Here is a 13,248-nt window from a genome sequence, read left to right on the forward strand (position 1 = left end):
ATGTAAAGTGATGAGAGTCAATATAGTGCTCGGAGTAGGACATGGGTTTCAGGCTTTATCAAAGTAGCAATGCATTGAGTGCAGTATTTTAAAGATCTTTCGTTAAGGGAAACAAACAAAAATATGTTCAAGTCGATGATTGCCTCCATCTCCGGGAAGCGACCGCAAGTAGTAAAACCTTTCGGCGGCAATAAAGATCAGAAAGCAGTGGCGTTTCATTAGCGTTTTCTGAGATTGACCAAGTTGAGGTGGCGCAGGGCGACATCTTGCAATTGAAGTGCGATGCGTTGGTCAGCCCCAGCAACAGTTTTGGCGAAATGAGCGGCGGTCTAGATAAAGCGATAGACGACTTTTATAACGGTCAGGCGCAAACAAAAGCCAGTGCGGCGATTCGTCAGGAGTACCTTGGTGAGCTGCCAGTCGGCGCCGGGTTGGCGCTGGATATGCGGGCGCAGCAATTTCCGGTGCTGATCCTGGCCCCGACCATGAGAGTTCCAGGCAATGTCAGCGCTACACTTAACGCCTATCTGGCCATGCGCGGATTATTACTGGCGCTTGCGCGATACAACGCGAAGACGGAAAGAAAAATAAGGAATATCGCTATACCCAGTCTATGTACTGGCGTAGGAGGCATGGACGCCGTCGAGTCCGCGACGCAAATGCGAGCGGCGTTCGACAACGTGGTCTTGAGAGGTTGGGAGAATGTCCGCCATCCGGCTATGGCCCCTTTTGCAAATCGTTGATTGATATTGAGAATGTCACGTTATATAGCTCTTGGATTTTATTGAGACTGGGTCGCATAAGTCTTCATGATAGTTGTCCGTTACTCCCTCTGTATTAGGTGATGTGGATGATTCATGCGTGCATCTTTGAAACGTAGAATGTGGCTATTTATTGTCCGCGCAAAATTCATCGCCATATTTTCTACATGGCTGGGAATGGCGTAATACTAGGGATGTTTTCAAATGTTTTCCTCTCGCTCGTATGAGTTCAAGCACTGGACTGACATTACCATTGCTGACCTGCCTTTTGTTGAATCACCTTTCTTTGCCGCCAACTATGCCGACCGTTGTTTGAGAAATGACTTTAAAGTGGGGGAAGTCGTTAACTACCTCTCTGGCTCACACTTTCGCTCATCGTTTGGCGGGTTTCCTGGAAGAGGATCACGGCACTTTAAATGGTGGAGAGACAGATTCATCAGGCAAATGGAATATGGCGAGATACTTCTGGTTTTTAAGGATGGTAAAGAGCCTTTCAGCCCGATTGCTATTAAAGATGATGAAGGGGTCGTCCCCACTAATGCAGAGCCATTATTGGCGGAGCGACTAATCACAAGAGCGAATCCCGCACCACCGCCACCTCCTGCGCTTACAGGTGAAGTCATGGAGGTGTCTCCTTTATTAGGAAACCCGGGATGGATTAGTGAACCCAAGGCAGTGAGCAACTATCTTAAAGGGCCACTACCGAAGAGTTCGGAGGAAATAGAGGATGCTGGTCGGGAGCAAATGTCTCCACCCTCGGTGTCCAATGGTGGTTTTGTTGTACCTAAGACGGATGCAGCTGCTCAGCAGTTGGTTCGAGATTATGGGGCGGCAGTCAAACAAGTAGTTCTTGATCATAAGGCAACAGTGGCTGAGCGAGGCGCTCTGGGTACGGTTGCTGAGGGAGCGAGAAAAACCATTAATTTCTTGCTCAACAAGGCTGGGCTGCCGAGCGAGTTTGATGAAAACTGGAGCCCAAGGCAAGCGCAATTTGACCAGCAATCGGTGGGAGAAATGGATGCCCAAGAGCAGGAAGCGGGCTTTGTCATGGGACGCTTGGCTAGCGATGAGCGAAGCCGGGAAATATTCAAGGAGGAGTTAGGGGAGGCTTGGGATGTTGTAAGTGAATACTCTCTCAGTGAGTGGACCCCTCTGATGATTGAGGCGGGAGCGTTAATCGGCGCAACAGCCATTACTCGGAAGTTCCCTGATATGGAGGAAGTAAGTAGCAAGAAAAGTGGCTTCAATGACAATAGTATTTGCTCGCCTGGAATCAGGAACGTCTGTAAAAGAGGCGAACCCATCAGCATGGTCACCGGCGAGGAATTGCTGGATCTGACCGATTTCACCGTCGCCGGCCCTCTGCCGATTATCTGGAAACGCACCTATAAATCCTCCAATCCTCATCAGCGCGGTCTGGGCGTGGGCTGGACCCATATGCTGTGTCAGCAGCTGGAGGAACAGGAAGGGCGCTTGGTCTTCACCACAGACGAAGGCCGCTATATTGATTTTCCTTTGGCGGAACCCGGCCAGACCGTCCGCAACGCCGCTGAACATCTGGAACTGCGCCGGATTGACGACACCCATTACGTACTGAAACAACGCGGCGAGCCCATCCGTCTGTTTGTGGGCGCCGGCGGCGTCTACCGTCTGGAAGGATTGCTGGATGGCGTCGGCAATGGCGTGCGCATTCAATACTGGCAGGACCTGGACGGCTACGAGCGACCGGTCACTCTTATTCAGACCAGTTGGGGCAAACGCCTGTACGTGCTGCATAACGCCCAGGGACTGATCTGCGAGATCCAGTCGCTGCGCGCGGACGGCGATGTGGACACCCTGGTCAGGTACGAATACGACGACGCCCAGGATCTGGCGCAGGTGCGGGACCCGGCTGGCGCTGGCGAATCCTACGCCTATCGCAACCACGTCATCACCCGCCGCACTCTGAAGACCGGCTTCAGCTTCTATTTCGAATGGAGCCGTTACGACAAAGCCGCCCGCTGTGTGCGTCAGTGGGGCGACCAGGGCGTCTATGACTACCGCTTCGAATGGGACCCGGCCAACAAGACCTCCCACGCCATCGACAGCAACGGCGGCAGAACCACTTTCCACTATGACGATCGCGGCCAGATCGTTAAAGAAATCGATCCGGAAGGCGGAATCACCCGGCGCGCGTACGACAACGCCGGTAATCTGGTGGAGCAGACCGATCCCAACGGCCACAGCACCCACTACGCCTACAATGACAACGGCCAGTTAACCGCCCTGATCGACGCCAACGGCGGCCATTACAAAATCGACTACAACGACGACGGCATGCCGGTGGCGATCACCAACGCCCTCGGCCATGTCTGGCGTCGCGAGTACAACGAACAGGGCCTGCTGGCCCGCATCACTGATCCGGAAGGCGCGCAGACCCAGTACGAATACAACGAACAGGGCCTGCCGCAAAAGATCATCGACGCCCTGGGACAGGCCCGGGAGCTGCAGTGGAACCGGGAAGGCCAACTGGTCAGCGAAACGGACAACCAGCACACCACCCGTTACGCCTACAACGCGCAGGGACAGGTCCGCGCCGCCACCGATCATCAGGGACAAACCACGGCCTATCAGTACGACCGCAACGGCAACGTCACCGAAGTCAAACGCCCGGATGGCTCCGTCCTGAAAATGCGTTACAACGCCAACGACCAGCTGACGCACTTTATCGACGCCGCCGGCCGCTGCACCGAATACGTGTATGACGGCCTGGCCCAGGTGCGCAAACGCATCGACCCGGCCGGCCAGACCTTTGAGTATCTGTACGATAAAGAACGCAACCTGATCGGCCTGATCAACGAAAAGGGCGAGCGCTATGAGCTGGCCTACGACCGCAACGAACGTCTGATTCAGGAGATCGGCTTCGACGGTCGGGTGCAGCAATATCAGTATGACCCGGCGGGCCATCTGAAGGCGCATATTGAAGGCGTACATGACGACGAACGTATTCGCGCGCAACACACCACACTGTTCAAGCGCGACCCTCTGGGTCGTCTGCGTGAAAAACATAGCCCGGACGGCGACATCAGCCGCTTCGCGTACAACGCCAACGGTCAATTGACGCAGGCCAGCAACCCTTACCGCACCCTGGAATTCGCCTATACGCCGACAGGACGACTGGCGGAGGAAATCCAGGACGGACAACGTCTGCGTCACGAATACAACCCGCTGGGCGCCCGCATCCAATCCCTGCTGCCAAACGGCGGCGTCCTCGGCTTCGGCTATGACCGCCATGGCCTGTTCACCCAGGCCAGTTTCAATGGCGACGTATTGGCCAGCATCGAACGGGACGAGGACGGACGCGAACTGCGTCGCCGCCAGGGCGCGGCGGAATCCCGCTACGACTACGACGTCATGGGACGCCTGATCCGTCATCGGGTCAGTCATCGTCAGAGCAAAGCGCGCATCATCGAGCGCAGCTACGGTTATGACGCCAGCGGCAATCTGGCGCTCATCGACGACCTGAAAAAAGGGACCACCCATTACCGTTACGACGCCCTGGATCGCCTGAAAACGGTCGAAGGCTATTGCAACGAAGAATTCGCCTTCGACCCGGCGGGCAATATTCTCGATGGCCAGAATCAGGCCAAGGGCAACCGCCTGAATTTCCATGGCGACCGCCACTTCGAGTACGACGCCGCCGGCAACCTGATACTCGAAAAACGCGGCAAAGGCGGCAGGCTGGAGACCCGTTACCAGTACAACAAGCAGAACCAGCTGATCGCCATCGAAAAAGACGGGCAAAAGACCGAATACCAATACGATGCCCTGGGACGCCGCATCGCCAAACAGGACGCCTTCGGCAAGACCGAGTTCCTGTGGAACGGCGACGTGCTGCTCTCGGAACAGCGCAACCACCTGCACAAAATCTACGTCTACGAACCCAACAGCTTCCGCCCGCTGGCGTTCATCCAGGACAAACAGGTCTACCACTACCATCTGGATCACCTGGGCACGCCGCAGGAAATGACCAACGCGGAAGGCGAAGTCGTCTGGTCCGCCCGCTACAAAGCCTACGGAAACCTGGCGCTTAAAGACGTCGAAGACGTACAGAACCCACTGCGCTTCCAGGGCCAATACTACGACGAAGAAACCGGCCTGCATTACAACCGGCACCGCTACTACGACCCCAGCGCCGCACGGTTCATCAATCAGGACCCAGTTGGATTGTTGGGGGGAGACAACAACTATCAGTATGCCCCGAACCCCACAGGATGGGGGGACCCGTTTGGGTTGACTTGTAAAGAAGGTAAAGAGCTTGATAATTATCGCATTGAAAATGGAATTGGGTTTGATAAAAATGGAGTATACAGAGGTGTAATACCATTTTCGAATGATCATGTATTTGAAATAATTGATAAAAATGATGTTTACGATTTTGATATGCCGGGCAGGACGCCAGGTCACTCTGGAGATAAACATAAAATAAACATAAAAGATCCTAAGGTGTTGGAAATATTGAATAGCCCGGATCGAATTTTTACAGGAAGGAATAAGTGGGGTAATCACGTTGATATATATTATAAAGAAGGTAGTGCCGTTTTCACTGATGCAGGAAATAAAAGAAGTATTATTTCTGTATATGGACGTATAGAAGGGAAGAAGAAAACAAGAGGTCGCTGGCGGGATGCTCAAGATGTCAAAATTGATCAATGGGTTGACCCTGAATATAAAAGGACCGTTGACGGCCAAGAGTCAGTCGTTGGCTGGAGGCATAAAGGGGATGACGGTAGCGATATTAACGAACGGTATGCGGAGATAGATCCTAATGATAGGAATGCTAGAATTAATAATAAGGACTATCCGCTATTTGAGTTAGAATGAATTTATTTTTGGGGCTGATTATGAAAAAAATGGATTTTATTTTAAATAAAATTAAAGTTAATGGTTTTTGTGAGGGTGATGAATGCCACCAATTGTTTTCTCTGCTGACTATGTCTTTGGCGCAAAAATTAGGCGTTAAAATTCTTTTTGATGTTCAGCCTATAACTAACAATTATATCGTTGGCTGCATTGGGTATACAGCCGAATCTAGTTTTGGTTGCCTTGATGTTTCACTGTTGGTGAATGTAATTGTGAACTGCTGCGGAGATAGACCATCAATCATCGCAGATGTGATGGTTTACAGTGGATCAGTGCGCCTTGATCAAACTTATGGGTTTAAGCACTTTTCTCATTTTGAATATGATTATGAGAGTTCTGGAGAGTGGATCTTCATAGGCTGGAAGGCGGATGAGTATGGAGGGTATGATAGTTTTAGGCAGCTAGATGAGTGAGGCTTGATATTGTTTTATGCAGTAGACGGTATCTTCGCTGTCAATGTTGGTAAAAGACTTGAAAATAATATTATTCTTGGGGCTGTTTTAAATATTGTGATTGATGCGATTAATAGAATTAAAGAAAGAAGATTTTGGGTCATTCCTCCGTATGCCTATGATTGGGATGAGGACGAGAAGTCTGTTGAAGATTATGTAGATTATTATAGGCGGAATATAGATTGTTGTATATGTGATGCTATGGCGTATAGGAACTCACTTTTTGAGTTTGAAAATGTTCTTTCTGAAGAGAGTTTGAGCGTTGTGTTAGATATGAGGAAAAGGTTTATTTCTACTTTTCCGTTTTGTGATGATAAGTTCGATCTATATGAAGATATCGGTAGCGATAGATGTAATTCTTTGTATTTGCAGATGAGGAATTCCTATTATGAATTCGCAGGAGATGATTCGATTTCTCATATTGATAGGTATATAGATAACTTGGTCTGCATAAAAGAATATATGCAGGATAATCCATGAATGATTTTTCATGCGAGAGTGTGTCGGATAACTTTATTTTGATGTTTTATAGTCGTTCTTGGGTTTGGTCGGCGTGATGGCTCTGTATGGAACTAATATGAGTTCAGGTCCGATGATGCCGGATATCAATAAAATGAAAAAAAATAGATTTGATTAACAAGCTAAGAAATGAGACAAAATACCCATTATCTCTAATAAATAAAGCTGTTGATATGAGCAGCGGCTACGAAGAGGCTAAACTTTTCTTTGAAAACGAAATTAATAAAAACTTAGATGTAATCAAGAGAAGCCTTTGTATAACTGAAGATGAAGCAGTTTATGCCTATGAATACTATGGCCTTTCTCTAGAAAGGTGTATTGATGAAGAGAGAAAAAAGTCTTTACCAGTCACGATTGAAACTAAAATAAGGTCGATTTCATCTCGACTGAAAAATGGTGACTTGTTGGTGGGGGAGGTGTATGGACTCTCTGAAGATTGCTATTATTGGGTTACAGCCCAAAAAAAGGGTGATGAGTATATTGTTTGCTTAATAGGATTTAGAAAGTCCGATGTTGAAAACTGCTTAGATCTGATTTATTCAGATGCAGTGGAGTTTTTGCAAAAAATATTTTTATGTGAGGATGATGCTATAAAAGGAATTGAAGAATATGTAGATATTTTCGAGTTTGATACAAGGAAGGCTTATGAAAAATTTCCCTTGTGAAGTTTGAGTTGGTACGGAGGTTTTTCATTTCATACAGACTCTAACGTATCTGGCCAAAGCAAAACCATTGCTCAGACTTGCGCGGTAACGCTATGATTCGGGCGATTTTTTAAAGCCATCTACTTGGAAGTTTCTCCATGATACATCTCACGCACGGTGAAGATATTTTGAAGGAAGGCGTCGCCAATTTGCAGAAGAGCGTTGAGACGGTGGGCGGTAAGCTTTATTTGACTAATCAGCGTCTGGTTTTTCGGGCTCATGCTCTGAACGTGCAGGGCGGTGTGACGGAGATTCCGTTGGCGCAGGTTTGCAAGTTAACCAAATGCTGGACCAAGCTGTTTGGCGTGATTCCTCTTTATCCTAATTCTCTGGCTATCAGCACCCATGACAATGCGGTCTTTCGTTTTGTGTTGTTTGGGAGGGATAGTTGGCGTGCGGCCATCGCCGAGCGAATCGGGACTCGTGCATGAAATGGGTCTTTAGAGCGCTAAGAGCTGTGTGGGTGGGTTTAATTTTGCTGGTGGTTCTGGCTCTGTTCTACCCTTCAATTTTTCCTCAAGAAGCGCTGCATCAGACGCGGATGTTGCTCCAGAGCCTGCCAGTTTCTCCTGAATATATCTTTGGTGCGGTGGTCATCTGTCTGCTTATTATTATGTGGCCGCTTGTTTCTTATTCGTTGGCGAAGAAAAGTGGATGGAAAAAATTAGCGGAGATATACAAGTCCGAGACTAATCCTACTAAGGAACGTTTTAGCGGCATAGGTAGTGGGAAGGTTGGAGACGTATCCTATTCGAATATCTTGTCTATCTGCGCGGATGAGCGATACCTCTATCTGAAAACGTTTTTGTTATTTCGCCTGGGCCATCCAACACTGGCGATTCCCTGGAGTGATATCAGCGAAATCAGGCCCACCACAAGCCTTTTGCCCGCCGGCGCGCCTCAGTTCTTGCAGGCTATCAGCCCTTCTGGTCGTTTCGCGAAGGTTGAGCTTTCCACTATGCCTGAGCAGCAGTTGATTCTGCCTTGGGATGAGCGCTTTTCCCGATTTTCGTCCAGCTTAATTGTTTCCAACTAAGAGAAAAGATACCGCCATGCCGATTACGACGAATGTGGTGATGATCCACGGATTAATGGGTTCTCTGAGTTATTTTGAACCGCAAAAACGCGTCCCTGATTTGCGCTGGCTAACGCCTGATTTGCCGGGATATGGTGCGACTCCAATGCAAGATGGTGGGGAAGGATTCTCCTTGCGTGGCCAGGCGGAGCACGTTCGCGATTTAATACTCAACCTTGATGAGGGGCCGTGCTGGGTGTTAGGGCACAGTGTGGGCGGCGCTATCGCCATGATGTTGGCGGAAGCGCATCCTGAGCTGGTGCGAGGCCTTATTAGCGTGGAAGGCAACTTCACTCTTAATGACGCATTCTGGTGCAGGAAAGTTGCTGCGATGTCCGTGTCAGAGTGGCGGGCAAGTTATTCGGAAATGCAGAGCGATCCAGAAGCCTGGTTGACTCGCGCGGAAATTGAGCCGACTGTGGAGCGGCTTGAATGGGCGCGCAGGATACTGGTCAACCAATCGACGGATACGGTCCATGCAGTGGCCAATGCCGTGGTGCGGGAGACGGCAGGGGCGGAGTATCAGGATTCGATTCGTCGCGTCGTTGATAGCGGCTTGCCGCTATATCTGCTTTCAGGCGAGCGCTCGGACGCAGGATGGGATGTGCCTGAGTATGTTCGCGCCACAGCGCTGCAGAGCGTGCGGCAGAAAAATACGGGGCATATGATGATGTTGGAGGCGCCGGATGAATTTTGCGCTATTGTCGCCGATTTCATCCGGTTTTCTTAACCCGCCTGGACGGTTTGTCGGCCGACCAGGCGAAATACCCGAGTACTCAGGATTTGGCGCGGTGTATCGCCAGACGTTCCGGGGCCTGACACACCGGCATGACTTCGATGCGGTTGATGTTCACATTGGCGGGACGGGTCGCCGCCCAGGCCACGCAATCGGCGATATGCTCCGGGGTTAACGCGTCGGCGTTTTCATAGGTAGCCTTCACTTTGTCTTCGTCGCCTTTGAAGCGCACCAGAGAGAATTCGCTGCCGCCCACCATTCCAGGTTCGATATTGGTGACCCGCAGCGCCGTACCCAGCAGGTCTGCTTTCAGGTTGCGGGAGAATTGCTCGACAAAGGCTTTGGTGGCGCCGTAGACATTGCCGCCAAAGTAAGCGTATGAACCAGCGATGGAGCCGATATTGATGATATGGCCGGCATTGCGTTCCACCATGCCCGGCAACAGCAAGTGAGTCATGAACGCCAAACCGGTGCAGTTCACCTCAATCATGCGGCTCCAGTCCTCCCAGGAGACGTTTTGCGCCGGACCCAAGCCCAGCGCCAGACCGGCGTTGTTCACCAATAACTCTATATTCGCGAACGCCGGCGGCAAGTCTTCGATCGACTTTGTTACAGCGTCCTGATCGCAGATGTCGCAGGCGATGATATGGCAGTTGGTCGACAGGCGGGCGGCCAGCGCTTCCAGCTTATCTTGACGACGCGCCAGCAGGATCAGGTCGTAACCCTCTTGCGCCAGTCGTTCTGCAATAGCTTCGCCCAAGCCGACGGATGCGCCTGTGACCAGCGCAACTTTCCTGTTGTGATTTCCCGGCTTACTCATAGCGTTCTCCTCACTCAATCGTGGTTATATACAAATACGTCTTTAAGTACTTGGCGATAAGGGAATTAAGTATTCAGATTTTTTCGGGGGATGAAAGTCCTGATCATCTCTTCGTTATAAATTAGCCGGAAGTCTAAGTCTCAGCTGTACGAAATACGACCTATTGCTGAGGTCGCGTCGAAATAACCCTGACTAGAATTGAAGCGTCGCCGTATCTTATTGTTAACATGGCAATGATATTGGCATGTTGATAGTCAGGCGCATGGATGCGCCTGCGCGGCGTCTAGCCGCGGGAGACAGGGCCTGACCTGTGCAGGCCCTGGCGTTATCCTGACCGGCGCCAAGCCCCGCGCGGCGAATATGGATCGCATGCAGCAATTGCAGGAAAACCCTTCTATCTTCGTGGAGCAGGGTAAGGCCCTGGGCAAAGTGGCCAAGGACACGGTGAAAACGCTGGTCGTGGGCAATCCCGCCAATACCAACGCGTTGATCGCCTGGGCGAACGCCCGCTACCTCCCGCATCATCAGTTTTCCGCCCTGATGCGTCTGGACCACAATCGGGCGCTGGGTTTTCTCTCCCGTAAAATAGGCATTAACCCAAGACGTATCAAACGCCTGACGATTTGGGGCAACCACGCCAGCACCTTGTTTCCAGACGCATCCCATTTGCGAATAGACGGACAGCCTATTCGTATGGCGCTGGATATGAACTGGTATCGGGACATCATGATCGATCAGGTGCAGCAACGCGGGACGGCGGTGATTTCCTGCAAGGGCAGAACCAGTTCCAGCTCCGCTGCGCAAGCGATTATCGACCATTTGCGAGACTGGCGCTTCGGCACGGAAGAGGGGGATTTCGTCAGCATGGGCGTATTGAGCCAGGGTGATCGAAAGCCTGTTGCCGATGTCGCCGGAGCAACTGTTGGCGCGCGCCCACTCTGAAGTAGCCTGAGCGCGACGGCGCTTGATGGCTGCGCCTGTCCAGAAACGAGTTTCCCGGCGGCGCTACTGGGAATCCAGAAACGAGAAGTACAAGGCGAGTATTTCGTCATAGCGACCGGATTCGTGCAGATCCTCGCAGATTTCCCAGATGCGCTCCGCCAAGTGTTGGTGGCGGGCGTAAAACGGACGCGAGAAAACCAGGAACATGTCGTCCTGCATTAAGGGAGTCGGCAGGCGCCGCACGGGGGAATTGGGATCGCTCAGATCCAGGTAGGGCTCCACCTGCATGGCGTAACTGGCCACTATCGCCACCCGACGACTGGCCAGCAGGTTGGCGAGATGTTTGGGCTCATAGCGCTCAATGACTTCCACTCCCATCCGTTGCAGCAAGTCGGCGGAGGAGTAACCCAGCCCTGCCGCGGCTTGCGCCCCCGGAGGCAGCTTGAGCGATACGCCGTCCCATTGTACTGCCGGGTCTGACGTATATATCCACAGGGTGTTGCTGTACACCAGCTTGGAATAATCCACGGAGCCGTTCAGTTTGCGAGGGTAATGACTGAACTGCTCCCGCTCCTGAACGTAAGAGGAGCCGATCACCGCGTCTGATTGGCCGCTCTGCAACTGCGCCAGACAGCGCTTCCAGGGACGACGCTCAAAGATAATGCGTATGGACGCCTGCAGCTCGATTTCATTCAGCATCTCATAGGCGACGCCTTTGTACTCCGTGGTTTCCTTCGTATCGGCCATGGTCAACCGATAAATGGGCGGATTGGCCACGTCGATGCCGCAGACACTGATTTCAACAATGCCGGTTTCAGTCCGGGCTGCTCCCGAAGCTCCAATCAGCGCAAAGGAAACGACCAGGATTTTGAACCACTGAGACGTCATTTGGGCGCGCATGGATTACTCAGAGGGTTGGGTGATATTTATTCAATCGTTATAAAAAAACTATAGCACCGAGCAGAGCGAAGCTGTAGTTGGACCAAAGGGAGCGGGAAGAACCTAAGGCAAAAGAGGGATATCCGCCCGGAAGTGAATGCTGCAATATGGTGCGACGACAGTGACCGGCGTCGCCGCTAAGGTGCGCCGCCAGTTGTCGTTGCATCAGTTATCTTGATGTTTTTCAAATAAAAATAATGACTTCTCCACGATATTTGCTTATCGCCGGACGGGGTTTTTGATGCCTTAAGCATCTTTTTAAGATAGGAGAAATTTGATGTTTCCTGAAATAAGTACAAAAAAACTACTGCCAGGACTGGCTTGCCTGATGTTAGCGACAGGCTGCTCCAATAATAATGACTCCAATGATGGCGGCTCCAACGCCAATAAGTCTGCTGACGACTATCTGGTCGATCTGGCCCATCCCACCAAGGGCATCGGCGCCAGGGTGGCTGGAACAGAGAGTGAGCGTAAAGCGGAGGCCTATCTGTTGGCCGAGCTCAAGTCTCTGGGCTATGCGCCAAGTGCGCAAGCGTTTACCTACAAGGACCGAGATAACAATGAGTTTAACTCCAGCAATGTCATCTTTGAGAAGGCCGGGAGCAACGCTGATAAGGTGTTGGTTTTAGGCGCTCATTACGACACCGCTGGCGAAGATCTGGGTTCTACCGGCGCTACGGATAATGGTACAGGCGTGTCCACACTGTTGGATGTGGCCAAACGCATTAAAGATAAAACCTTACCCTACACCTTGCGCTTTGTGTTCTTCGGCGCAGAAGAAAAAGGTCTGCATGGCTCCAACTACTATGTGAGCCAGTTATCGGTGGATGATCTGAGCAAGATCGTCGGTATGGTCAACTACGACACAGTGGCCGGCGGCGATTACCTGTATGTGCATTCCGCTGACAGCGCTACGCCTTATGAATGTAGCGGAGACAACTCCTCCTACGCGGCTGGGGATACCGTACGCAAAGGGATGCTGAACGCATCCATCGCTCTGGACGGTGACAATGATTTCTTAATACATCCAAGCGTGGACGGCGGTTATCAGGCGGGAGAAACCGGCGACTGGTCCGATCATGTCGCATTCGCCTGTCGAGGCATCCCCATTGCTTACGTTGAAGCGACTAACTTCGATATTGATGGGAAATACGGGAAAGACGGCTATTCGCAGACCGTTAACCCACAGTTCTGGACTTGTTTCGACGAAGCGACCGTTGGCGCCTGCGACAAAGACGCTGAGGTGAAGTGGGGAGAAATCTGGCATACCGGCAGCGACCGTATCGACGCTATGGAGTCCGCTTTCCCCGGGAGAGTCAGCAGTCAGATGGAGCAAGCGGTCAAGGCGACCGTGGAGTTCGTCTCTTTTGCAGACTATTACCTGCCCTAAGTCTTACT

12 protein-coding genes are annotated in these 13,248 nt (G+C 51.3%); 10 read left to right on the forward strand and 2 right to left on the reverse strand.

Features of this window, described 5'->3' with window-relative positions:
• The first annotated feature begins 266 nt into the window (after positions 1-266).
• From HCH_RS08920 to HCH_RS08955, 8 genes are all read left to right on the forward strand, one after another.
• On the forward strand, positions 267-743 hold the full coding sequence (locus tag HCH_RS08920; protein WP_011395872.1) for a macro domain-containing protein: 477 nt from the start codon (positions 267-269) through the stop codon (positions 741-743).
• 885 nt (positions 744-1,628) lie between these two features.
• A complete protein-coding gene (locus HCH_RS08925) occupies positions 1,629-5,624 on the forward strand; it encodes an RHS repeat-associated core domain-containing protein (protein WP_049780889.1) in 3,996 nt (1,331 codons plus the stop codon).
• Positions 5,621-6,076 carry a hypothetical protein gene (locus HCH_RS08930; protein WP_041598524.1) on the forward strand — a complete coding sequence of 152 codons (456 nt, stop codon included), beginning with the start codon at positions 5,621-5,623 and terminating at the stop codon, positions 6,074-6,076. The genes HCH_RS08925 and HCH_RS08930 overlap by 4 nt, the downstream gene beginning before the upstream one ends.
• Positions 6,077-6,079: 3 nt before the next feature.
• Positions 6,080-6,595 carry a hypothetical protein gene (locus HCH_RS08935; RefSeq protein WP_011395875.1) on the forward strand — a complete coding sequence of 172 codons (516 nt, stop codon included), beginning with the start codon at positions 6,080-6,082 and terminating at the stop codon, positions 6,593-6,595.
• Between the two features lie 149 nt (positions 6,596-6,744).
• Positions 6,745-7,299, forward strand: coding sequence for a hypothetical protein (locus HCH_RS08940; RefSeq protein ID WP_011395878.1), 555 nt, complete (start codon positions 6,745-6,747; stop codon positions 7,297-7,299).
• A gap of 137 nt (positions 7,300-7,436) precedes the next feature.
• Entirely contained in the window at positions 7,437-7,769 is a 333-nt protein-coding gene (locus tag HCH_RS08945) for a GRAM domain-containing protein (protein WP_011395879.1), read from the forward strand.
• On the forward strand, positions 7,766-8,374 hold the full coding sequence (locus HCH_RS08950; RefSeq protein ID WP_148212525.1) for a hypothetical protein: 609 nt from the start codon (positions 7,766-7,768) through the stop codon (positions 8,372-8,374). Before HCH_RS08945 ends, HCH_RS08950 begins: the two co-directional genes overlap by 4 nt.
• A 16-nt stretch (positions 8,375-8,390) precedes the next feature.
• Complete coding sequence (locus tag HCH_RS08955) at positions 8,391-9,143, forward strand: alpha/beta fold hydrolase (RefSeq protein ID WP_041598527.1); 753 nt, start codon at positions 8,391-8,393, stop codon at positions 9,141-9,143.
• A 46-nt stretch (positions 9,144-9,189) separates the two neighbouring features.
• Here HCH_RS08955 and HCH_RS08960 read toward each other — a convergent pair whose 3' ends face one another.
• Positions 9,190-9,969 (reverse strand): SDR family NAD(P)-dependent oxidoreductase, encoded by a 780-nt coding sequence (locus tag HCH_RS08960; RefSeq protein WP_011395881.1) that lies wholly within the window; start codon positions 9,967-9,969, stop codon positions 9,190-9,192.
• A 330-nt stretch (positions 9,970-10,299) separates the two neighbouring features.
• Between HCH_RS08960 and HCH_RS08965 the strand changes: the two genes are divergently transcribed.
• A complete protein-coding gene (locus tag HCH_RS08965; RefSeq protein WP_274377846.1) occupies positions 10,300-10,911 on the forward strand; it encodes a lactate/malate family dehydrogenase in 612 nt (203 codons plus the stop codon).
• A 63-nt stretch (positions 10,912-10,974) separates the two neighbouring features.
• Here the strand turns inward: HCH_RS08965 and HCH_RS08970 are convergent, their stop codons facing one another.
• Positions 10,975-11,811 (reverse strand): substrate-binding periplasmic protein, encoded by an 837-nt coding sequence (locus tag HCH_RS08970; RefSeq protein WP_011395883.1) that lies wholly within the window; start codon positions 11,809-11,811, stop codon positions 10,975-10,977.
• Between the two features lie 316 nt (positions 11,812-12,127).
• On the opposite strand from HCH_RS08970, the gene HCH_RS08975 reads away from it, so the two are divergent.
• Complete coding sequence (locus tag HCH_RS08975; protein WP_011395884.1) at positions 12,128-13,240, forward strand: M28 family metallopeptidase; 1,113 nt, start codon at positions 12,128-12,130, stop codon at positions 13,238-13,240.
• The last annotated feature ends 8 nt before the right edge of the window (positions 13,241-13,248 follow it).

It is taken from the genome of Hahella chejuensis KCTC 2396 (genome assembly GCF_000012985.1).
Lineage (GTDB): Bacteria > Pseudomonadota > Gammaproteobacteria > Pseudomonadales > Oleiphilaceae > Hahella > Hahella chejuensis.